Source organism: Variovorax sp. Root434 (genome assembly GCF_001426595.1).
Classification (GTDB): domain Bacteria; phylum Pseudomonadota; class Gammaproteobacteria; order Burkholderiales; family Burkholderiaceae_C; genus Variovorax.
The window spans coordinates 15,310-37,498 of sequence record NZ_LMEK01000001.1 but is presented as its reverse complement, the minus strand read 5'-3'; the positions used below and the strand labels follow the sequence as shown (position 1 = coordinate 37,498).

Below are 22,189 nucleotides of genomic sequence, written 5' to 3'. Positions count from 1 at the left end.
GTGGCTGCTACGCCCGCGCGTCAGCGCGCGGCGTTGCGGTCGGTAATCATCTTCGGAGTGATAAAGACGAGCATTTCGGTCTTGTTGGCAACGCGTTCGCGCTTGCGGAACAGTGCCCCCAGGTAGGGCACTTCACCCAGCACCGGCACGCGCGATTCGTCATTGGTTTCGGTGAGCTCGAAGATACCACCGATGACGACCGTGCCGCCGTTCTCGACCAGCACTTCGGTCTGCACGTGCTTGGTGTTGATGGCCGGACCCGCCGACGTGTTCACGCCTCGGGCGTCCTTGCTCACGTCCAGCGTCAGGATGATGTTGCCTTCCGGCGTGATCTGCGGCGTGACTTCCAGCTTCAGCACCGCCTTGCGGAACGAGATCGAGGTGGCGCCGCTGGACGTGGCCTGCTGGTAAGGAATTTCCTCGCCCTGCTCGATCAGCGCCTTGGTCTGGTCGGCCGTGATGACGCGGGGGCTGGACACCAGCTTGCCCTTGCCGTCGGCTTCGAGCGCCGAGATCTCGAGGTTCAGCATGCGCGAGAAGCTCGAGTTGAACAGCGAGATCGCGAAGGTGCCCGCCGCGTTGCCCGTGCCGCCCGCATCGCCCGCCGGGAGGTTGATGAAGTTCGAGTTGGTGAACGTGGAGGTGGCCGTGCTGGCTCCGCCATTGGTGCCTGCCGTGACGACGGGCATCGCGCCGAGGTTGGCGAATGCGCGGTTGCCGGCGGACGATGCGAAGCGCTCGCCAGCGATGCCGCCACCCAGCCGCACGCCGAGCGACTTGCCGAAGGTATCGGAAGCTTCGACGATGCGGGCCTCGATCAGCACCTGGCGAACCGGGATGTCCAGCTTCTGGATCAGATCGGTGATCTGGGCCAGGCGCGACGGAACGTCCGACACGAAGAGCTGGTTGGTGCGCGACTCGGCGATGACGCTGCCGCGAGGACTCAGGATGCGCGTCGTCGTACCGCCGCCACCGCCGCCGCCGCCGGCCGAGGCACCCGTGCCGGTCAGTCCCTGCGCAATCGCGATCGCCTTGGTGTAGTTGAGCTGGAACGACTGGGTACGCAGCGGCTCCAGGTTCTCGATTGCGGCCTTGGCCTCGAATTCGAGCTTTTCCTTGGCGTTGATTTCATCCTTGGGCGCAATCCACAGCACGCTGCCGTTCTTGCGCATGCCCAGGTTCTTCGCCTGCATGATGATGTCGAGGGCCTGGTCCCAGGGCACGTCCTTCAGCCGCAGCGTCAGCGCGCCGTTCACCGAATCCGAGGTCACGATGTTGAAGTTCGTGAAGTCGGCAATCACCTGCAGCAGCGAACGGATTTCGATGTTCTGGAAGTTGAGCGACAGCTTTTCGCCGTTGTAGCCCACGCCTTGCGTCAGCTTGGTCGGATCGACCTTGCGGGCGCGGACCTCGACCACGAACTGGTTCTCGCTCTGGTAGGCACTGTGTTCCCACTCGCCCTTGGCCTCAATCGTCATGCGCACGCGGTCGCCCGACTGCTGCGAAGTGATCAGCTGGACCGGCGTTCCGAAGTCGGCCACGTCGAGGCGGCGGCGCAGGCCCTCGGGCAGCGTCGACTTGGTGAACTCCACGACGAGGTTCTTGCCCTGCTGCTTGACATCGACGCCGACCTGGTTGTTCGGAAGGTCGACGATGACGCGGCCGGTGCTGTCGGCGCCAAGGCGGAAATCGACGTCCCGCAGCGGCAGCATGTCCCGGTTGCGGTTTTCCGCGAAGGTCGTGCCGGCAGACGCGACCAACGCCGAGCCGGCCACCGGCTCGAGAATGACCAGCAGCGAATTGCCCTGGATCTCGGCCTTGTACGCGGTGGCCTGCTTCAGGTTCAGCACCACGCGGCTGCGTTCACCGGCCTGGACCACGTTCACCGAACGCAGGTTGCCCTGGTTCACTTCGATCGCGGAACGGCCGATGGCGTTCGTGACGCCCGGAAAATCGAGCGCAATGCGGGCCGGCGTCTGGACGGCGAACCCGGCAGGCACCGCCGTGAGCGGTTGCGCCAGATCGATGCGGATCACTTCCGCGCCGGACTGGGTCGAGCTGGTCACGGCCTGGATGGCGTTTTGCGCATGGGCCACGGCCACTGCACCGAAGGCCAGCAGACCCAGGCCGGCAGCGCGCAGCCACTGTGCCATCGTTGATTTCTTTTGGTTCATTTCGCACTCTCTTGCAGCTGCAGCGTCGCGACGCGTTCGATCCATTCACCGGCGGCGTCTTGCACGATCTCACGCAAGGCGACTTCAGTTTCGTTGATACGGGTGATGCGCCCGTAGTTGAGTCCCAGGTATTCGCCGACGCGAACCTTGTAGAGCAGCTTGTCGACACGGACCAGCGCCACTGGCTGGCCGTTGCGGTTCATGCTGCCGACCATTGCCATCGAGTCGAGCGGGAAGGCTTCGAGCGCCTCCTTGCGGCGTGCCAGTTCGGGCGCGATCAGCTCCGAAGTGCTCGGCTGGTTCGACTCGCGGCGCAGCGCCTGCGTCAGCTTCAGGATGTTGAAGGGCTCGAACGACGAGGCCTCGGTGTAGGTCTGCGGCGTGAACTTCTTGGGCTCTGAAATAGGCGGCACCGAGGGCTTCACCTGGGCGCGCTGCTCGGCCATCCAGCGTTGCAGGTCGTCCTGCCCGGAATCGCAGGCACTCAAGCCCAGCGCGGCCAGTGTCAGCCACAGTACTTTGGCGGCGATCTTCATTTCTTCGCCTTCGGTGCGGCGGCGCGCTTCTGCGCGGCCCGCTCGTCTTCGTCGAGGTAGCGGAAGGTGCGCGCGGTGGCGTCCATCGTCAGCACGTCCTTGTCCTTCTGCGGGGTGACGGTGATGTTGTTCAGCGTCACGATGCGCGAGAGGCCCGCGACGTCGGCGGCAAAGGCGCCCATGTCGTGGTACCGCCCGGTCACGCGAACGGCGATCGGAAGCTCGGCGTAGTAGTCCTTGACCGACACCTGCCCCGGACGGAACAGCTCGAACTGAAGGCTGCGGCCGAGGCCTGCCTGGTTGATGTCCGACAGCAGGGCGTCCATTTCGGCCTTGCTGGGCAGTTGCTTCTCAAGCAGGGTCACGTACTGCTGCACCTGTTCGCGCTGCTTCTTCAACAGTTCGAGGTTGGCCGCCTGGGCCACCTTCTTCTGGTAGTCGGCCTTCAGCGCGACTTCCTTCGAACGCTCGCTCTCGAGTTCGTCGTTCGAGTTGGTCAGCCAGACGAACCACAGAGCGACCAGTACCAGGGCGGTGACCGCCAGGCACAGCGCGTACCGCGGCACCGCGGGCCACATCGACGGATCGTTCGGGTTGAGCCCGCGGAACTGCCCGCCGACACGCTGCAATGCAGCGCCGACATCTATTTTCTGGGAGGGGCGATTGCTTGCCATGTTCCGTTACCCCTTGGATTGCGCCGCTGCAGCCACAGCCTTGTCGGCGGCGGCCTTTTGAGCATCGGTGGGGCGTTTCAGGCCAATGCGCATCGTGAAGTTGGCAACGCGGCGCTGGTCGCGCGCGGTCAGGTTCACGTTCGCCGACGTGATTTCGACCAGCTCCGGCTTGACCAGCCACGGACTGTTGTTGCCCAGGTTGCGCAGCAGCTCCGAAACCCGTTCGTTCGACTGCGCCATGCCTTGCAGCGTGACCGTCTGGTTGTCCTGTTTCATGCTGGTCAGGTAGACGCCGTCGGGCAGCTGCCGGACCAGTTCGTTGAGCAGGTGCACAGGCAGGTTGCGATCGCCCTGCAGGTCTTCGACCGCCTGCTGGCGCGCGCGCAGCGCTGCAATTTCTTCCTGCAGCGTCGAGATCTCCTTGATCTCGACTTCGAGCTTCTTGATCTCGGCCTGGAGAAAGCCGTTCTTCGATTGCTGCGCCGAGATCTGGGCTTCGAACCAGAGGTAGCCCAGGCCGGCGATCAGCAGGCCGAGCACCGCTGCAGCACCCAAGGTGCCAAAGAAGGCCTCGCGCCGCCGCTTGCGCGCAGCTTCGCGGTGCGGAAGCAGATTGATGAGGATCACTGCAGGAACCTCCGCATGGCCAACCCGCAAGAGGTCAGGTAGGACGGCGCTTCGCGACGGACCTTCTTTTCACGGATGTTCGAACTGAAGTCCATGCCGTCGAAGGGGTTCAGCAGCGAGCAGGCAAACGAGGTCTGCCGCGTGACTGCGTTGGTCAGGCCCGGCAGCGAGGCCGAGCCGCCAGCCAGCAGCACATAGTCGACGCGGTTGTGCGGCGTGCTCGTGAAGAAGAACTGGAGCGCACGCGCGATTTCCTGTGCGATGCCCTCCACGAAAGGCTTGAGCACGCCGGAGCCGTAGTCGTCGGGCAGGTCGCCGCTGCGCTTCTTCGCTTCGGCTTCCTCGGCGGAAAAACCGTACTGGCGCACGATCAGCTGCGTGAGCTGGGCGCCGCCGAACGCCTGATCGCGGTCGTACAGCACTTCCTGGTTGCGCAGCACCTGCATGCTGGTGGTGAAGGCGCCCACTTCGAAAAGCGCCACGATCGAGTCCACGCCCTTGCCGGGCAGCTGTTCGATCAGGCGGGCGGTCGCCAGGCGCGATGCATAAGACTCGACGTCGAGGATCATCGCCTTCAGGCCGGCGGCTTCCGCCAGGCCTTCGCGGTCCTGGACCTTTTCCTTGCGGGACGCGGCGATCAGCACTTCCACGTCGCCTGCGGACGTAGTGCTCGGCCCCGTGACACAGAAGTCGAGGCTGACCTCGTCCAGCGAGAACGGGATGTACTGGTTGGCTTCGGACTCGACCTGGATCTCGAGCTCCTGCTCGCTCATGCCGCCCGGAAGAATGATCTTCTTGGTGATCACGGCCGAGGGCGGCAGCGCGAGCGCCACGTTGCGGGTGCGCGTGCCGCTTTTGCGGACGACGCGCCGAACGGCTTCCGCCACTTCGTCGAACTTCTCGACGTTACCGTCGGTGATCCAGCCACGTTCCAGGGGTTCGATGGCGCAGCGTTCCAGAACCAGCTTGCCGCTGGCCTCACGGCCGAGCTCGACCAGCTTGACGCTGGACGAACTGACATCCAGCCCAAGCAGGGGAGCGTTCTGACGACGAAACAATGATCCAAGAGCAGCCAAGTTAGGTCCCTCTCCCCCTGTATTTGTAACCAATAGAAAAAAATGCGTTCGGTTGCATGCTAGCAGCAGGCGTGGCGGCAACCAAGCAACCGCGGGGGGCAAAACCCTGAAGCGTTGTCAAAACCTGACGTCAAATCTGCATTTTGTAACTTTTGAATTAGAGCGATGCAGCAGCAACAAAAGATCGGATCGTGCAAAGAGGGCTGCTTTTTATAATGTCCGGTGACTCTCCGGCCCTCCATGCAAGAAACCTCAAGCCCCAAAGGGCCAGCCAAGACCCCCTCCCCCAAGCCCCAGCGCCCGACCTGGCTGAAATGGCTGTTGCGCTTTTTCTTCTGGGGGTTCGGCATTGCCGCAGCCGGTGTGCTCGCGGTGCTGTGCGTAGTAGCGGTGGCCCTGGCGGTCGCGTACCCGAACCTGCCCGACATCAGTGAACTCTCCGACTACCGGCCCAAGCTGCCGTTGCGGGTTTTCTCGGCCGAAGGCACCCTGATCGGCGAGTTCGGCGAGGAGCGCCGCAACCTCACCCCGATCTCGGCCATTCCGAAGGTCGTGAAAGACGCCGTGCTCGCGGCCGAAGACTCGCGCTTCTACGATCATGGCGGGGTCGACTACAAGGGCATGGTGCGCGCAGGCTTGGCGAACATGAACCGCGTGAAGAGCCAGGGCGCGTCGACCATCACGATGCAGGTGGCGCGCAACGTCTACCTGAGCTCCGAGAAGACGCTCACCCGCAAGATCTACGAGGTGCTGCTGACCTTCAAGCTGGAGCACCTGCTCACCAAGGACCAGATCTTCGAGATCTACCTGAACCAGATCTACCTCGGCAATCGCGCCTACGGCTTTGCCGCCGCTTCCGAAGCGTATTTCGGCAAGCCGCTGCAGGACCTCACGATCGCCCAGGCTGCCATGCTGGCCGGACTGCCGAAGGCGCCGGGCGCGAACAACCCGGTCAACAACCCGCAACGCGCGCGCGGCCGCCAGTTCTACGTGATCGACCGCATGCAGGAAGCCGGCTTCATCACCGCCGAACAGGCGGCCGAAGCCAAGAAGGAAGAACTGCACCTGCGCGATGCCGCTGACCCGAACCGCCTGCACGCCGAGTACGTGGCCGAGACGGTGCGCCAGCTGATGTACGCGCAGTACGGCGACAGCACCTATACGCGCGGCCTCAAGGTCTACACCTCGCTGGTCGCAGCCGATCAGGCCGCCGCCTACAAGGCGCTGCGCAAGGGCATCATGGACTACGAGCGCCGCCAGATCTATCGCGGCCCCGAGAAGTTCGTCGACCTGCCCAACGACGCCAAGGACCTCGACGAGGCCGTGGACGATGCACTCAACGACCACCCCGACAACGGCGACGTGATGGCCGCGGTCGTCCTCAAGGCCACGGCCAAGCAGATCGATGCCGTGCGCGGCAACGGCGACCCGGTGCAGATCACCGGCGAAGGCCTCAAGCCCGCGCAGTCCGGCCTCTCCGACAAGGCCCCGCCCAACATCAAGATCCGCCGCGGCGCGGTCATCCGCGTGGTGAAGACGCCCAAGAACACCTGGGAAATCACGCAGCTGCCCGAGGTCGAAGGCGCGTTCGTCGCCATGGACCCGCGCGACGGCGCCATCAAGGCACTGGTCGGTGGCTTCGATTTCGGCAAGAACAAGTTCAACCACGTCACGCAGGCCTGGCGCCAGCCGGGTTCGAGCTTCAAGCCCTTCATCTATTCGGCGGCGCTCGAGAAGGGCTTCACCCCCGCCACGGTGATCAACGACGGCCCGCTCTTCTTCGACGCCGGCACCACCGGCGGCCAGCCGTGGGAGCCCAAGAACTACGGCGGCGGCTACGACGGCCCGATGTCGATGCGCACCGCGCTGATGAAGTCGAAGAACCTCGTGTCGATCCGCATCCTGCAGTCCATCGGCACGCGCTACGCGCAGGAGTGGATCACCAACTTCGGCTTCGACAAGGAAAAGCACCCGGCCTACCTGCCGATGGCGCTGGGCGCCGGCTCGGTCACGCCGATGCAGATGGCGGTGGGCTACTCGGTGTTCGCCAACGGCGGCTACCGGGTCAATCCGTACCTCGTGACCCGCATCACCGACCACAAGGACAAGGTGCTGGTTGACAAGCAGCCCTCGGTGCTCAACGAGGCGAACCGCGCGATTCCCCAGCGCAACGCCTTCATCATGGACACGCTGCTGCAGTCGGTGGCCCGCGCCGGCACCGCCGCCAAGGCACAGGCGACGCTCAAGCGCCCCGACCTGTACGGCAAGACCGGCACCACCAACGACTCGCTCGACGCGTGGTTCGCGGGCTTCCAGCCCACCATGACGGCCATTTCGTGGATCGGCTACGACACGCCGCGCAACCTGGGCGACCGCGAAACCGGCGGCGGCCTGAGCCTGCCGATCTGGATCGCCTACATGGAGACCGCCATCAAGGGCATCCCCGTGACCGACATCGCCACCGCACCGCCTTCCGGCATCGTGAACGTGGGCGGCGAGTGGTACTACGACGACTATGCGCCGGGACGCGGCGTGGCAAGCCTGGGCGTGGAGTCCGCGACTACGGCGCCGGTGGAAGCCCTGACCGGCGCCCCGGTGAGCCCGCCGGCTCCGCCCGAGGAGCGCAACCGCATCCTCGACCTGTTCCGCAACTGACGAAGAAGAATCAGGCGGCCGCGAACGTCAGCGGCTGGCCTGCCTGCAGGGTCGCTTCACGCGACAGGTTGCCGAAGAATTCTTCCCCGGTCTTGGTATCGACCCACGCCTGGCCGTCGTGACGGTAGTGGTAGCCGCCGGAACGCGCGGCAAGCCAGATTTCCTGCAGGGGCTTCTGCAGATTGACGATCAACTGGCTGCCGTTGCGGAATGAAATCGTGATCATCCCGCCCACCCTCTGGTTGTCGATGTCGGCGTCGGTCGCGTCGTTGATGCGGTCGCATCCCTGCTCGATGGCGGTGAGCGCGGCTTCGGCGCGGTCCATGTACTCGGTGTCGGTCATTACAATTTCGCTATGTTGAACGTTCGCCAAATTCTAGTGAGCACCCGCGCCCGCGCTGCGCTCATGGTCTGCCTCGTTGCAGGCACCACCGCCCTGGTTGCCTGCGGACAGCGCGGTGCGCTGTACCTGCCGACCGATCCTGCCGCCGCCGGACGAGCCACGCTGCCGCAGCTCATGACGCCCGACAGCCTGCGGTCATCTTCGTCCAGCTCCAGCGAGGCAGCGCCCGCACCGGCCGCGGCCGCCAGCGCACCGGCCAGCAACAGCACGGAACCGCGCAAATGAGTGCCGGCATCAACTCCATCGCCCTGCCCGGCCAACCACACATTGCGCAACGCGACGGCGCGCTGCACGTCGAAGGCGTCGCGCTCGAAGCGCTGGCGCGCGAGCACGGCACACCTCTTTTCGTCTATTCGAAGCAATGGATGCTGGACGCCCTCGCGGCCTACCAGCGCGGCTTCGAGGGCCGCGACGCCCTCATCTGCTATGCGATGAAGGCCAATTCGTCGCTCGGCGTGCTGCGCGTGTTCGCGCAGGCCGGCTGCGGCTTCGACATCGTCTCGGGCGGCGAGTTGGCACGCGTGCTGGCCGTGGGCGCCGATCCGAAGAAGATCATCTTCTCGGGCGTCGGCAAGACCCGCGCGGAAATGCGCGAAGCCCTTGCCGCCGGCATCGCCTGCTTCAACGTCGAGAGCGAAGCCGAGCTCGACGTGCTCAACGAGGTGGCGCTGGCCGAGGGCAAGCGCGCGCCCATCAGCATCCGCATCAATCCGAACGTCGATCCCAAGACGCACCCCTATATCTCCACCGGCCTCAAGGGCAACAAGTTCGGCATCGCGCACGACCGCGCCGTCGAGGCCTACCGGCACGCCGCGCGGCTGCCGGGCCTGGAAGTGGTGGGCATCGACTGCCACATCGGCTCGCAGATCACCGAAGCCTCGCCCTACCTGGACGCCTGCGACCGCGTGCTGGACCTGGTCGAGGCGATCGAGGCAGCCGGCGTGCCGATCCATCACCTGGACTTCGGCGGCGGCCTGGGCATCGACTACAACGGCGAAGTGCCGCCCAAGGCCGATGCGCTCTGGCAGCAGCTGCTCGCCAAGCTCGACGCCCGCGGCTTCGGCCAGCGCAAGCTCGTCATCGAACCCGGCCGTTCGCTGGTCGGCAATGCTGGTGTCTGCGTGACCGAGGTGCTCTACACCAAGCCCGGTGAAGACAAGAACTTCTGCATCGTCGACGCGGCCATGAACGACCTGCCGCGCCCCGCGATGTACCAGGCCTTCCAGCGCATCGTGCCGCTGCGCAGCCGCGCCGGCGATGCACCGACCTACGACGTGGTCGGCCCGGTCTGCGAGAGCGGCGACTGGATCGGCCGCGACCGCGCGCTCAACGTGGTGGCTGGCGACCTGCTCGCCGTGCTGTCGGCCGGTGCGTATTGCATGAGCATGGCCAGCAACTACAACACGCGCGGCCGTGCCGCCGAAGTGCTGGTGAGCGGCGCCACCGCCAAGCTGATCCGACGCCGCGAGACGATGGAAGACCAGCTGCGCGCCGAGATCGACGGCTGATTGCCGGCGTTCAGCCAGTGCGCAGCGGCTTCTCGCTGCCGCGCACCGCCACCGCGGGCGGCTTCGCCTTGCGCCGCTTGCTCGCGAAATTCCACACCCGCCACGCGAGCAGCGCGGCAATGATCGCGGCGTAGACGAACACTTCCGCGAAGTTGTTCTTGCCCGCGCGCATCCAGAAGAAGTGCAGCAGCCCGAGCCCCGAGATCACGTAGACCAGCTTGTGCAGCGTCTGCCAGCGCTTCGCGCCCATTGCCTTGATGGCGCGGTTGAAAGAGGTGGCCGCCAGCGGCGTCAGCAGCACGAAGGCGGAGAAGCCCACCAGGATGAACGGCCGCTTCGCGATGTCTTTGGCGATGTCGCCCCACTCGAAGCCCATGTCGAACCAGCTGTAGCACAGCAGGTGCAGCACCACGTAGAAGTATGCGAACAGGCCCAGCATGCGGCGCAGGCGTGCGAGTGCATTCCACTTGGTCATCACGCGCAGCGGCGTCACCGCCAGCACGATGCAGATGAAGCGCAGCGTCCAGTCGCCGGTGGCGCGGATCAGGAACTCGGCCGGGTTGGCACCGAGCCCGTCCGTAAAGGCACCGTAGGCCAGCCGCGCGAACGGCAGCAGGCACAGCAGGAAGATGACCGGCTTGGTCGCCGGATGCATGAGCAGCTTGTTCATGGGGCGGGCGCCGGTTGCCGGGGCGCGATCAGTAGTTCTTCTTCAGGTCCATGCCCGCATACAGCTGGCCGACCTGGGCTTCGTAGCCGTTGAACATCTCGGTCTTGCGCCGCTTGGCGAACAGGCCGCCGCCGTCGCCGATGCGGCGCTCGGTGGCCTGGCTCCAGCGCGGATGGTCGACGTTCGGGTTCACGTTCGAATAGAAGCCGTATTCGTTGGCCGCCGCCTTGTTCCACGCGGTGCTCGGCTCCTTCTCGACGAAGCGGATCTTGACGATCGACTTGGCCGACTTGAAGCCGTACTTCCACGGCACCACGAGCCGTACCGGCGCGCCGTTCTGGTTGGGCAGCACCTCGCCGTACATGCCGAAGGCCAGCAGCGTGAGCGGATGCATCGCCTCGTCCATGCGCAGGCCTTCGGTGTAGGGCCAGTCGAGCACGCGCGAGCCGACAAAAGGCATGGTCTTGGGGTCGGCCAGCGTCACGAACTCGATGTATTTGGCGTTGCCCTGCGGCTCGACCTTCTTGATCAGTTCGGCCAGCGAATAGCCGACCCACGGGATGACCATCGACCAGCCTTCGACACAGCGCAGGCGGTAGATGCGCTCTTCCTGCGCGCTGAGCTTGAGCAGGTCTTCGATGCCGTACTTGCCGGGCTTCTTGACCAGCCCCTCGACCTCCACGGTCCACGGCCGCGTCTTCAGCGTGCCGGCGTTCTTGGCCGGGTCGGCCTTGTCGGTGCCGAACTCGTAGAAGTTGTTGTAGCTCGTGACGTCCTTGTAGTCGGTGAGCTTGTCCATCGACATGGCGCCCGCGACGGCCGACTTGCCACCGGGCAGCGGCGCGAGCTTGTTGGGCCGCTCAGCCTGGGCCCAGGCTTCGCGGGAGGCGAAGCCGGCCAGCGCCGCACCCGCCGCGCCGCCCGCCATGAGCTTGAGCAGGTCGCGCCGGCCTTCGTAGGCGGCACGCGGCGTGATCTCGCTCGACAGCGGGTGGATGAAGCCGTTGTCGCTGTTGCTGCGACGGATCGGGCGGAATTGGAACGACATGGCAGGCCTTTCGCGTGAATCGTTGTGCTCAGGGTAGTTCGTGAGCAGTCCCGATTTGGTTACGCGCCGCAGCGGCGCGCGGTTTCAATTCTTCGCGAAAGACCGCAGGCCCGTGCCTACAGGGTGCCGTAGCTGTGCAGCCCGCTCAGGAACATGTTCACGCCGAGGAAGGCGAAGGTGGTGACCGCCAGTCCACCCAGCGCCCACCATGCGGCCACGGTGCCGCGCAGGCCCTTGACCAGCCGCATGTGCAGCCAGGCCGCGTAGTTGAGCCAGACGATCAGCGCCCAGGTTTCCTTCGGGTCCCAGCTCCAGTAGCCGCCCCAGGCGTCGGCGGCCCACAGGGCGCCGAGCACGGTGGCGATGGTGAAGAAGGCGAAGCCGACGGTGATCGACTTGTACATGACGTCGTCGAGCACCTCGTTGGCCGGCAGCCGCGCCGCGATGCGCTTGCGCCCCAGGAGGATCCCGGCCGCGATCAGCGCGGAGATGCCCGCGTAGACCACCCAGTAGCTGCCGCCGGCTTCCTGCACGCGCTGGCGGAACGCCACCGGCACGAAGCACAGCGCCACGCCCAGCAGCCAGATCGGCGTGAGCTTGTACCAGCGCTTCTCGTCGGCCTGCTCCTTGATGAGGTAGGCGAAGGCCACCATGGCCGCGAGCGAGAAGGTGCCATAGCCGATGAAGTTGGCGGGCACGTGCAGCTTCATCCACCAGCTCTGCAGGGCCGGCACCAGCGGCTGGATTTCGTGCGCCTCGCGCACGATCGTGTACCAGAGCAGGAAGCCGACCGCGGCGCTGACCACCAGCATCACGAAGGCACCGAGCGCGCGCGTCTTGTAGCGCTCTTCGAAGTAGAGATAGAACGCGGCCGTGAGCCAGCAGAACAGCACGAACACTTCGTACAGGTTGCTGACCGGGATGTGGCCGATGTCGGGGCCGAGCTGGTGGCTTTCGTACCAGCGCACCATGGTGCCGATCAGCGCCATCGTCACGGCCGCCCAGGCCAGCCGCGAACCGATCATGTCGAAGGTGTCCGACTGCTTGCCGCCGAAAAAGCCGAGCCAGTAGAACAGCGTGCTCATGAAGAACAGCACGCTCATCCAGAGGATGGCCGACTGGCTCGACAGGAAGTACTTGAGCCAGAACACCGTGTCGGCGCGCGCCAGCTCGCCCTGGTACGAACTGATGGCCAGCAGCGACGCCGCTGCCACGACGATGGCCAGCACCCGAAGCGGCCGCCAGAACCAGCCGATGGCGATCATCGCGATCACGGCGGCGGCCAGGATCGGCTTCTCGTAGTAGTCCATCGATCCCGCGTACCGCGTGAACGCGAACAGCCCACCGGCCAGGACCAGCGCCGCGAACACCCAGTCGAACAGGTTGCGGCGCGAAAGCCAGCTTTCATTGAGCGTGAGGGTCGTGGTGTTCATCGTGTCTGTGCTTCTGTCTTGCTCAGGGCGAGCAGCTTGTGCTTGAGGTGCTCGAATTCGCGGTCGCTGTCGATGGTCTTGCGATTGACCGAGAACGCCATCGTGGCCGCTGTACCGGATGTCTCGCCTTCGGCAGCCGAGCCGTCGGGCGTCAGCCACACCCAAAGGCGGCGCTCGCGCACATACAGCATGGCAAAAATCCCGACGATCAGCAACAGGCAGCCCAGATAGACGACGTTCTTGCCAGGGGCACGCGCCACCTGGAACACGCTGGCCTGCACCTGGGTGAAGTCGGTCATCATCATCGCGACCGGGGCCGGGTAGAAATGTGCGTCGCTGATGGCCAGTACCGCCTGCGTCAGGTAGGCCTGCGATTTCTGGTCGTTCGGCAGCGCGGCGAGGCCGGCGCCTTCGCGGCCCAGGTTGAGCACCTCGAACAGCACATCGTTGAGGATGCGCACCAGCACGCCGCCGGCGCGCTCGCGCTCGGCCTCGGGCACGTTGACTTCCATGAACTCGGCAATCGCCTGCCATCCCCCCGCCGTGGTGGCGTCGGCCTTGGCGCGCTCGGTACCCGCAAACAGCGCCAGCGCGCGTGTGGCCGATACGCGCAACTGCCCGGCCATCTCCGGGCGCTTGGAGTCGGTGGCCTTCGCGATGTAGCGCTCGATGGCACGGGCGCGGGTGTCGGCATCGCCGAGTGCGGCGCGCATGCGCACGAAGCCGTCCATCGAGCCCTGTTCGTCGGCCGGCACGCGCAGGTAGCGGAACGGGTCTTCGGGCTTCTCGCGCATGCCCAGCAGGAACACCGGCTGGCCGTCGCCGGTGTCGACCGGCACCATGTAGTTCTGGTATTCGCGCGCCTGGCCGGCGGCGTCGCGCAGCTTGTAGCCGATGCTCGGGCCGATGTTGCGCAGCACCTTGGGCTTGTTGGTCTTGTTGGCCGCGCCCAGGCGCGACTCGATGTCGTGGCGCAGGTCGACCTTGCGCACGTCGGCGCCGCTGCCCATGGCGCCGCCATCGGCAAAGTTCTCGACGTTGATCACGCGCAGCGCGGCGAACTCCAGCGTGAGCTTGTCGCGGCCGTTGGTGATTTCGGTGCTCGGGCCGCCGATGATGCCCTCCACCTCGAAGGGCTTGGCCGCGGCCGCCATCGGCACCGCCTTGAGCTTCACCCTGGAGCCGCCGTCGTCGAAGCTCGACTGGTAGATCTCCACGCCCTTGTAGCTGGCCGGATGGTTGACCTCGATGCGCGCCGGCACCTGCGCGCCGGTCTCGCGGTCGTGCAGCACCACCTCGCTCGCGAAGAGCTTGGGCATGCCGGTCGAGTAGTAGTCGACGATGAACTTCTTCAACTCGATGGAGAACGGCAGCTCCTGCAGCAGCACGCCGTCAGACTGGTTCAGGATGGCCACGCTGCCCTGCCCGCCTTCGGGCACGAGGATGTTGCCGCGGAAGGTCGGGTTGGCGGCCGACAGGCGGTGCTCGGGCGCCACGTCGGCGATCATGCCGCCGCCGGTGAACACGCTCTTGCCGTTGAACCAGGTCTGCGCGCGCACCACCAGGTCGCCGTCGAGCAGGCCGCCGATGCACACCAGCACGATGGCGCTGTGCGCCGCGATGTAGCCCAGCTTGTGGGCGCCGCCGGCGCGCGCGGCGACCATCCAGCCGGCACCAGTCGGCCGGCTGCCGCCGGTGGCGTCGCGCCGTTGCAGCTTGACCTTCCAGCCACCGCTCACCAGCAGTTGGCCGATGCGGTTGGCCGCCGCTTCGGGTGTTTCGCCGAGTCGGTTCTCGGCGCGCTGGCCGAAGGCCTTCAGGCTCTGCGCGCGGATGTCTTCCTTGAAGGTCTTGAGGTCGACCATGATGCGCGGCGTGTTGCGCGCAATGCACAGCGTGGTGCTGATCACCAGGAACAGCAGGATCAGCAGGAACCACCAGGCGCTGTAGATCGAGTCGAGCCTGGCCGCGCGGAACAGCTCGGCCCAGAACGGCCCGAACTGGTTGATGTAGTTGTTGATCGGCTCATGCTGCTTGAGCACGGTGCCGATGATCGACGCGATGCAGATGATGGTGAGCAGCGCGATCGCGAAGCGCATCGACGAAAACAGCTCCACCGCAGCGCGAAGCATCTGCGGGCCGCGATGAACGCGAAGGCCATGGGTGGAGACGGACATCGGACGACAGTAAGGAAAGAGAAGAAAAAAGCAAAAAGGCGGGCCATCCTGCTGGATCGGCCCGCCTTTTGTTTGGGGTTGTTTTCGGCGGCTGGTTCACGCTCCAGGGAGCGCCATCATCAACGCAAACCGGCAATGTAGTCGGCGACGGCCTTGATTTCCCTGTCGTTGAGCTTGGCGGCGACGCCGCTCATGGGAATGCTGTTCAGGCGCACGTTGTCGCGGAAGGCCGTGAGCTGGGCCACGGTGTAGTCGGCGTTCTGGCCGCCCAGGCGCGGGTACTGGGCGGGGATGCCGGCGCCGTTCGGGCTGTGACAGCCGGCGCAGGCCGGGACCTGGCGCTCGCCGATGCCGCCGCGGTAGATCTTCTCGCCCAGGGCAATCGTGTCCTTGTCCTTCGAGAAGCCCGGCTTGACCTTCTTCGAGCCGACGAACCAGGCGATATCGCGCATGTCCTGGTCGCTCAGGTGCGAGGCCATCGAGGTCATGACGCTGTTCTTGCGCTTGCCGGACTTGAAGTCCTGCAATTGCTTGACGATGTATTCGGGGTGTTGTTGCGCCAGCTTGGGATTGGCCGCGATGGTCGAATTGCCGTCGGCGTTGTGGCACGAGGCGCAGCTCTGGATCGTCGGGGTGCTCGCGCTGAACAGCGTGTCCCCCTTGGCGGGGTCGGGCTTGGCGGGCTGGGCAGGCGCCGCTGCACTCGGAGCAGCCGCGTGTTCATCGGCTGCAAAACTCGCGCTGGATGCGATGCCCACGAGGGCTGCAAGCAGAATATTGGCAAACAACTTCATATCGGGGGCTTCGAATTTATGGCGCAAAACCTCACGATTCTACAATGTGGGCCTTGTTTCGAAAGTCCGTAGATGCCCTCCCCGCGCGCCAAGCCCGCTGCCTATCCTCCCCGCGCGGCTCCCGCCGCGGACCCCCAGGTCGCCGAACGCGAACGCGTGGCACTGGGCTGGTTGCACACCGCCCACTTCCTGACCAGCGCCCCCCAGCTCGAACACCTGCCCCCCGTCGACCTGCCCGAGATCGCCTTCGTCGGCCGCTCCAACGCGGGCAAATCGACCGCCATCAACACCCTCACGCAGCAGACGCGGCTGGCGTTCGCCTCCAAGACGCCGGGCCGCACGCAGCACATCAACCTGTTCGGCATCGGCAAGCAGAAGGTCGACGATGCGGTGCTGGCCGACCTGCCCGGCTACGGCTACGCGGCCGTGCCCAAGGAGGCCAAGCTGCGCTGGCAGCGCGTGATGGGCAACTACCTGATGACGCGCGAGAGCCTGCGCGGCGTGGTACTCATGTGCGATCCGCGCCACGGCCTGACCGAGCTCGACGAGATCCTGCTCGACGTGATCCGCCCGCGCGTGCAGCAGGGCCTCAAGTTCCTCGTGCTGCTGACCAAGTCCGACAAGCTCACGCGCAGCGAAGCCGCCAAGGTGCTGTCGATTACGCGACTGAACGCCGGCGGCGGCGAGGTGAAACTGTTCTCCGCGCTGAAAAAGCAGGGCGTCGGCGAAGCAGCCGAGCTGCTGTGGCGCTGGGTGCACCCGGAAGAGACTGCAGCAGCCCCCGACGAACCACCGGAGCCGCCAGCAGAGGCCTGACTCACAGAACAGGCTGCATCGGCCGTCCAGCGTGCGTAGTTCACTATCAAAAGAATAGCGACAGTCAACCCAAGGAGACAAGAAGCATGATCGAGACCTTCCAACGCAGCCTGCCCAATGGCACCACCCTGAGTTGCCGCGCTGCCGGCCAGCCGGGTCGGCCGCTGATGGTGTTCCTGCACGGCTTCCCCGAAGCCGCATTCATCTGGGACGAACTGCTGGCGTACTTCTCGGACCCCGCCCACGGCGGCTACCGCTGCGTGGCACCCAACCTGCGCGGCTTCGAGAAGTCGAGTGCGCCGACCGACGTGGCGGCCTACAAGGCGCACCTGCTGATCCAGGACATCCAGCAGCTCGTGGCGACCGAGAGCACCGACGGCACCATGGCCGCGCTGGTGGCCCACGACTGGGGCGGCGCCTTTGCCTGGGGCTATGCCAACGCGTTCCCGCAGCAGATCGGCAAGCTGGTCATCATCAATTCGCCGCACCCGGGCACCTTCACGCGCGAACTGCGCAACAACCCGGCGCAGCAGCAAGCCAGCGCCTACATGAACTTCCTCGCGCGCCCCGATGCCGAGGCACTGCTCGCCGCCGACGACTTCAAGCGCATGTGGCCCTTCTTCACGCTGATGAAGGCCGGCCCGGACGGATTCGGTTGGCTCACCGAAGAGGTGAAGCAGAAGTACCGCGAAGTCTGGGGCGCAGGCCTCACCGGCGCCTGCAACCTCTATCGCGTGACGCCGATGAAGCCGCCGCTGCCGGGCCAGACCATCGACGGCATTCCGGTGCTGCCGCGCGAACGGCTCACGGTGGACGTGCCGACCTTCGTGTTCTGGGCGCTCGACGATGCAGCGCTGCTGCCCGGCCTGCTCGAAGGGCTGGAGGAATACGTGCCGAAGCTCGAGGTCAAGAAAGTGCCGAACGCGACCCATTGGATCGTGCACGAGCAGCCGCAGTTGGTGGCCCGCGAGATCGAGGCCTTCCTGCAGCGCAATCAGTAAATAGGCGGCTCGCCTTCGGGACGGGTCTTGAAACGGCGATGCACCCAGTAGTACTGGGACGGCATCGTGTCGATGTAGCCCTGCAGCCGCGTGTTCATGAGCGCGGTATCGGCCTCCACATCGTCGGTCGGGAAGTTCTGCCACTGCGGCAGCACCTCGATCTCGTAGCCGCCCGGCGTGAGCTTCGACACCACCGGCACCACCTTGGCCTTGCCCAATCGCGCAAAGCGCGACAGCGAAGGCACGGTGGCCGCCTGCACGCCGTAGAACGGCACGAAGATGGTCTGGTCGCGGCCGAAGTCCATGTCGGGCAGCAGGTACAGCAGGCCGCCCTTGCGCAGGCCCTGCAGCACGGGCTTGATGCCGTCCACCCGATTGAGCGCCGCCACATCGCCGAAGCGCGTGCGGCCCTCGCGGATCCAGGCGTCGACCATCGGATCGCGCTGGGTCGTGTAGATGGTGGCCGAGGGGCGCGCCGTGTGCATGGTCAGCGCGGTGGCCGCGGCATCCAGGCCGTAGAAATGCGGCGCGAACAGGATCATCGGCGCCTCTCCATCCGCGATCTCGCGGATCTCCGACGCCGCCCCAACCACCTTGAGCCGGCTCGCCACCACCTTCTCGGGCGCATGCCAGAGCCAGCTGCGGTCCAGCCAGGACTGCGCCACGTAGACGAAGGTCTGGCGCGCGATGGCGCGGCGCTCGGCCTCCGACTTGCCGGGAAAGCAGACCGCCAGGTTGGTGTCGACCACGCGCCGCCGCGGCACGGCGACGGTGTGCAGGATGCGGCCGAGGAACGCGCCGAAGCCGCGCACGAGCGGCAGCGGCAGCGGCGCGATCACGCGCATGAAGCCGATGCCGAGCCGGGAACCGAGGCTCATGCGGCCTCCCCGGTGGCTGCGGCCACGCGCTCGGCGCGCGGCTCCTTGTAGCGGGCGTAGTCCCACACATACTGGCCCGGCAGGCTGTGGATCAACCGGCCGATGGCGTCGTTCATGGCCGCGGCCGCGTCCTCGATGGAGGCCGACGGGTCGGTCAGCGCCGTGCCGACGATGGGCTCGAAGCGGACCACGTAGCCGGCGCCGTTCGGCAGCCGCTCGCAGACGCTCAGGAAGCAGGCCGCGCCGGTCTGTTGCGCAAGGCGGGGAAGGAGGGTCATGGTGTAAGCGGGACGGCCCAGGAACGGCGCCCAGACGCCCTGCCCCATCGGCGGCACCTGGTCGGGCAGGATGCCGGTGTAGCCGCCGCTGCGCAGTGTGCGGATCAGGCCGCGCACGCCGCTGTTGTTGGTGGGCAGCGTCTGCAGGCCGGGCCGATCGCGCGAGCCGGCGGCGATCAGCTCGGCCATCCACTTCTTGCGCGCCGGCCTGAACAGCGCGGTGATCGGCCCGTAGGCCGACAGGAAGCGCTCTCCGATGGCTTGGCCGCACATCTCCCAGCTGCCGAGGTGCGGCGCCACCAGGATCACGCCTTTCTTCGCCTGCATGGCGGCCTCGAAGGCCTCCACGCCTTCCCAGCGCACCACGCGGTGCAGCACGGTCTCGCCATGCGGGCGCAGCCAGAGCCAGGGCAGTTCGGAAGCCATCTTGCCGGCGGCGGCGATGGCGGGACGGTATTGATCGGGCGCGAAGCCCGCGCTCTCGGCGTTGGCCTTGAAGCGGCGGCGGTAGTCCGGCGCGCTCCACCAGACCAGCCAGCCCAGCATGGCGCCGAGCCGATGCATCAACGGCATCGGCACGCGGGCAAGCAGGCGAAACAGGGTGATCATTGAAAGCGGGAGGGTCAAAAAACGGACGCGCGCGCATGGTATGCACGGCTCGAATAGAATCCAAATTGTCGCCGAGTTACGGAACAACTTGCAGGGCGACAAACACAAGCGCAAAGCGATTGTGCCCCGTCGATCCATCGACATCTGCTAAAGCGTTCGCCAGGGCTCCGCAGAGTTGGCAACGCGCCAATCTCAACTTCAAGGAGTTTTAAAAATGGCGAACGACTTCCTCTTCACTTCCGAATCGGTTTCCGAAGGCCACCCCGACAAGGTCGCCGACCAGATCTCCGACGCGATCCTGGACGCGATCTTCGAGCAGGACCCGCGCAGCCGCGTGGCCGCCGAGACGCTGACCAACACCGGCCTCGTGGTGCTCGCCGGCGAGATCACGACCAACGCGCACGTCGACTACATCCAGGTCGCGCGCGACACCATCAAGCGCATCGGCTACGACAACACCGAGTACGGCATCGACTACAAGGGCTGCGCAGTGATGGTCTGCTACGACAAGCAGTCCAACGACATCGCCCAGGGCGTGGACCACGCGAGCGACGACCACCTGAACACCGGCGCTGGCGACCAGGGCCTGATGTTCGGCTACGCCTGCGACGAAACGCCCGAGCTGATGCCCGCGCCCATCTACTACGCGCACCGCCTCGTCGAGCGCCAGGCCCAGTTGCGCAAGGACGGCCGCCTGCCCTTCCTGCGCCCCGACGCCAAGAGCCAGGTCACGATGCGCTACGTCGACGGCAAGCCCCACAGCATCGACACCGTGGTGCTCTCCACGCAGCACAGCCCCGACCAGAGCGAGACGCCGACCAAGATGAAGGCCTCGTTCAACGAAGCCATCATCGAAGAGATCATCAAGCCCGTGCTGCCCAAGGAGTGGCTCAAGGACACGCGCTACCTGATCAACCCGACCGGTCGCTTCGTCATCGGCGGCCCGCAGGGCGACTGCGGCCTCACGGGCCGCAAGATCATCGTCGACACCTACGGCGGCGCCTGCCCGCACGGCGGCGGCGCGTTCTCGGGCAAGGACCCGTCGAAGGTCGACCGCTCGGCCGCCTACGCCGCGCGCTACGTGGCCAAGAACATCGTGGCCGCCGGCCTGGCGCGCCAGTGCCAGATCCAGGTGGCCTATGCCATCGGCGTGGCGCAGCCGATGAACATCACGGTCTACACCGAAGGCACGGGTGTGATCCCCGACGAGAAGATCGCCGAACTCGTGCGCGAGTTCTTCGACCTGCGTCCGAAGGGCATCATCCAGATGCTCGACCTGCTGCGCCCGATCTACCAGAAGACCGCCGCCTACGGCCACTTCGGCCGCGAGGAGCCCGAGTTCACCTGGGAAGCGACGACACAGGCCGCCGCACTGCGCGCGGCCGCCGGCCTCCGCGGCTGACCCCTGGCCGCCGCTTCAGGCGGTCGACGGAAAGCGCACCGTGACCAGCAGCCCGCTCGCCTCGCGCGGGTTGGCTGCCAGGTCCACGTCCGCCGCGAAGGCCCGTGCAATCTCGCGCACGATCGCCAGACCGAGCCCCGTGCCCTCGGCGTCCTGGGCCACGCGGTAGAAGCGCTCGAACACGCGTTCGCGCACCTCGGGCGCAATGCCGGGGCCGTTGTCTTCCACCGTCAGTTCCACCGCCCCTTGCACCTGCCGCACGCCGACGGTCACACGGCCGCCTTCCTGCGTGTAGCGAAGGGCGTTGTCGAGCAGGTTGCCGGCCAACGCGTCGAGCAAGGCAGGCTGCGCCATCACGAAAGCCGCGTCGGGCGCCTCCAGCCCGAGATCGATGCGGCGCCGGTCTGCCAGCGCTGCAAGCTGCTCGACGCAGCGCAAGGCGACTGCCGCCAGGTCGACCCGTTCAAGCTGCGTGTGCGCGTCGCCATGTTCGGCCTGGGCCAGCAACAGCAGCTTGTTCGTGACATCGATCAGCCGCCGGTTGCTGGTCTGCATGGCCAGCCACATCGCGTCCATGTCGGCGCGGCGCGTGTCCCATTCGCCACGGTGCTGCCGCGTGTAGCGTGCGAACTCGATCTGCGTGGCCTGCATGGCCAGAGGCGTGCGCAACTGATGCGCCGCATCGGCAATGAAGCGGCGCTGCGCCTCGGAATGCGCCTTCAGCTGGCCCACGAAACGGTTGATGGTGTCGGCCACCGGCCGCAATTCGCTGTGCAGCGCGGCCGGGTCCACCACAAGGTCGAGATGCAGCGGGTCGCGCTGCGCGAGCTGCTGGCTCAGCCGCACGATGGGGCGCAGCTCCAGTGTCAGCGCCGCCACCGCGAGCGCGATGGCCAGCACCAACGCGATCAGCAGATATTCCATTGAAGGCCACCACAGCGTGCGCAGCATGCGGTCGCGGCTGCGCTCGGTCTTGCCCACGGCAATGGTGATGTCGCGCGCACCGCCGGCTTCGTACATCGCGCGCGTGGTGACGACGGCACGCAGCGGCATGCCGGCAAAGTGCGTGTCGTACCACTGCGCACGGTCCACACCTTCGGGCTTGCGCACCGCGGGCAACGGAAAGTCGGCCGAACCAGCCAGCACTTCGCCGTTGCCTCCTGTCACGCTGAGAAACACCCGGTCGCGCTCGGGTGACACGAACAGGCTCAGCGCCGAAGGCGGCACGCTGGCCTGCACGTCATTGCCTTCCCAGATCAATCGGTCGGACAGCACCTTGGCGGACGACAGCAGGTCGTGGTCTTGAACGTAGTCGGCAACTTCTGCTGCGTTGCGCCAGTTGAGATATCCACAGATCGCCACGAAGACCGACAGCGGCAGTAGCAGCCACAGTGCGAGGCGCAGACGGAGACTGCCGCGCTTCATCTTCC

The 22,189-nt window shown here is 66.0% G+C and carries 20 protein-coding genes; 6 read left to right on the top strand and 14 right to left on the bottom strand.

From position 1 onward, the window contains the following. Positions 1-20: 20 nt before the first annotated feature. From pilQ to ASD05_RS00145, 5 genes are read right to left on the bottom strand one after another with little or no spacing between them, the layout of a single operon-like run. Entirely contained in the window at positions 21-2,174 is a 2,154-nt protein-coding gene (pilQ, locus tag ASD05_RS00165; RefSeq protein WP_056585993.1) for a type IV pilus secretin PilQ, read from the bottom strand. Further along, positions 2,171-2,710: a pilus assembly protein PilP gene (locus tag ASD05_RS00160; RefSeq protein WP_007835218.1), complete on the bottom strand. Its 540-nt coding sequence runs from the start codon at positions 2,708-2,710 to the stop codon at positions 2,171-2,173. The genes pilQ and ASD05_RS00160 overlap by 4 nt, the downstream gene beginning before the upstream one ends. Beyond that, on the bottom strand, positions 2,707-3,384 hold the full coding sequence (locus ASD05_RS00155) for a type 4a pilus biogenesis protein PilO (protein ID WP_056585992.1): 678 nt from the start codon (positions 3,382-3,384) through the stop codon (positions 2,707-2,709). Before ASD05_RS00155 ends, ASD05_RS00160 begins: the two co-directional genes overlap by 4 nt. Before the next feature lie 6 nt (positions 3,385-3,390). Continuing rightward, positions 3,391-4,011: a PilN domain-containing protein gene (locus ASD05_RS00150; RefSeq protein ID WP_056585991.1), complete on the bottom strand. Its 621-nt coding sequence runs from the start codon at positions 4,009-4,011 to the stop codon at positions 3,391-3,393. Then, positions 4,008-5,087: a pilus assembly protein PilM gene (locus ASD05_RS00145; protein ID WP_007835214.1), complete on the bottom strand. Its 1,080-nt coding sequence runs from the start codon at positions 5,085-5,087 to the stop codon at positions 4,008-4,010. The genes ASD05_RS00150 and ASD05_RS00145 overlap by 4 nt, the downstream gene beginning before the upstream one ends. A 240-nt stretch (positions 5,088-5,327) precedes the next feature. Here ASD05_RS00145 and ASD05_RS00140 point away from each other — a divergent pair, with 240 nt between their 5' ends. Next, the gene (locus tag ASD05_RS00140; RefSeq protein WP_056585990.1) at positions 5,328-7,742 is read left to right on the top strand and encodes a penicillin-binding protein 1A; all 2,415 of its coding nucleotides are present in this window, start codon (positions 5,328-5,330) and stop codon (positions 7,740-7,742) included. A 10-nt stretch (positions 7,743-7,752) separates the two neighbouring features. Here the strand turns inward: ASD05_RS00140 and cyaY are convergent, their stop codons facing one another. After that, a complete protein-coding gene (cyaY, locus tag ASD05_RS00135; RefSeq protein ID WP_056585987.1) occupies positions 7,753-8,085 on the bottom strand; it encodes an iron donor protein CyaY in 333 nt (110 codons plus the stop codon). A gap of 12 nt (positions 8,086-8,097) precedes the next feature. Between cyaY and lptM the strand changes: the two genes are divergently transcribed. Next, entirely contained in the window at positions 8,098-8,370 is a 273-nt protein-coding gene (lptM, locus tag ASD05_RS00130; RefSeq protein ID WP_056585984.1) for an LPS translocon maturation chaperone LptM, read from the top strand. Then, the gene (gene lysA, locus ASD05_RS00125) at positions 8,367-9,653 is read left to right on the top strand and encodes a diaminopimelate decarboxylase (protein WP_056585983.1); all 1,287 of its coding nucleotides are present in this window, start codon (positions 8,367-8,369) and stop codon (positions 9,651-9,653) included. Before lptM ends, lysA begins: the two co-directional genes overlap by 4 nt. Positions 9,654-9,663: 10 nt before the next feature. Here the strand turns inward: lysA and ASD05_RS00120 are convergent, their stop codons facing one another. The 5 genes from ASD05_RS00120 to ASD05_RS00100 all read right to left on the bottom strand — a co-directional run bounded on the left by ASD05_RS00120 (position 9,664) and on the right by ASD05_RS00100 (position 15,775). Next, entirely contained in the window at positions 9,664-10,323 is a 660-nt protein-coding gene (locus tag ASD05_RS00120) for a sulfite oxidase heme-binding subunit YedZ (protein WP_056585980.1), read from the bottom strand. 28 nt (positions 10,324-10,351) lie between these two features. Next, positions 10,352-11,371 carry a protein-methionine-sulfoxide reductase catalytic subunit MsrP gene (gene msrP, locus ASD05_RS00115; RefSeq protein WP_056585977.1) on the bottom strand — a complete coding sequence of 340 codons (1,020 nt, stop codon included), beginning with the start codon at positions 11,369-11,371 and terminating at the stop codon, positions 10,352-10,354. Positions 11,372-11,487: 116 nt separating this feature from the next. Then, a complete protein-coding gene (gene ccsB / locus ASD05_RS00110; protein WP_056585972.1) occupies positions 11,488-12,804 on the bottom strand; it encodes a c-type cytochrome biogenesis protein CcsB in 1,317 nt (438 codons plus the stop codon). Then, on the bottom strand, positions 12,801-14,981 hold the full coding sequence (locus ASD05_RS00105) for a cytochrome c biogenesis protein ResB (RefSeq protein ID WP_056585969.1): 2,181 nt from the start codon (positions 14,979-14,981) through the stop codon (positions 12,801-12,803). The genes ccsB and ASD05_RS00105 overlap by 4 nt, the downstream gene beginning before the upstream one ends. Before the next feature lie 119 nt (positions 14,982-15,100). After that, positions 15,101-15,775, bottom strand: coding sequence for a c-type cytochrome (locus ASD05_RS00100; RefSeq protein ID WP_056585967.1), 675 nt, complete (start codon positions 15,773-15,775; stop codon positions 15,101-15,103). 72 nt (positions 15,776-15,847) lie between these two features. Here ASD05_RS00100 and yihA point away from each other — a divergent pair, with 72 nt between their 5' ends. Both yihA and ASD05_RS00090 read left to right on the top strand, forming a co-directional pair. Beyond that, a complete protein-coding gene (gene yihA, locus ASD05_RS00095; protein ID WP_056585964.1) occupies positions 15,848-16,591 on the top strand; it encodes a ribosome biogenesis GTP-binding protein YihA/YsxC in 744 nt (247 codons plus the stop codon). 86 nt (positions 16,592-16,677) lie between these two features. Continuing rightward, complete coding sequence (locus ASD05_RS00090; protein ID WP_056585963.1) at positions 16,678-17,592, top strand: alpha/beta fold hydrolase; 915 nt, start codon at positions 16,678-16,680, stop codon at positions 17,590-17,592. On the opposite strand, the gene ASD05_RS00085 is transcribed toward ASD05_RS00090, so the two are convergent. Then, positions 17,586-18,470 (bottom strand): lipid A biosynthesis acyltransferase, encoded by an 885-nt coding sequence (locus ASD05_RS00085; protein WP_056585961.1) that lies wholly within the window; start codon positions 18,468-18,470, stop codon positions 17,586-17,588. The two genes, ASD05_RS00090 and ASD05_RS00085, sit on opposite strands and share 7 nt — an antisense overlap. Further along, a complete protein-coding gene (locus ASD05_RS00080; RefSeq protein ID WP_056585959.1) occupies positions 18,467-19,357 on the bottom strand; it encodes a lysophospholipid acyltransferase family protein in 891 nt (296 codons plus the stop codon). The genes ASD05_RS00085 and ASD05_RS00080 overlap by 4 nt, the downstream gene beginning before the upstream one ends. 214 nt (positions 19,358-19,571) lie before the next feature. Here ASD05_RS00080 and metK point away from each other — a divergent pair, with 214 nt between their 5' ends. After that, positions 19,572-20,759, top strand: coding sequence for a methionine adenosyltransferase (gene metK, locus ASD05_RS00075; RefSeq protein ID WP_056585955.1), 1,188 nt, complete (start codon positions 19,572-19,574; stop codon positions 20,757-20,759). Positions 20,760-20,774: 15 nt separating this feature from the next. Here the strand turns inward: metK and ASD05_RS00070 are convergent, their stop codons facing one another. Beyond that, the gene (locus ASD05_RS00070) at positions 20,775-22,184 is read right to left on the bottom strand and encodes a sensor histidine kinase (RefSeq protein ID WP_056585952.1); all 1,410 of its coding nucleotides are present in this window, start codon (positions 22,182-22,184) and stop codon (positions 20,775-20,777) included. Between the last annotated feature and the right edge of the window lie 5 nt (positions 22,185-22,189).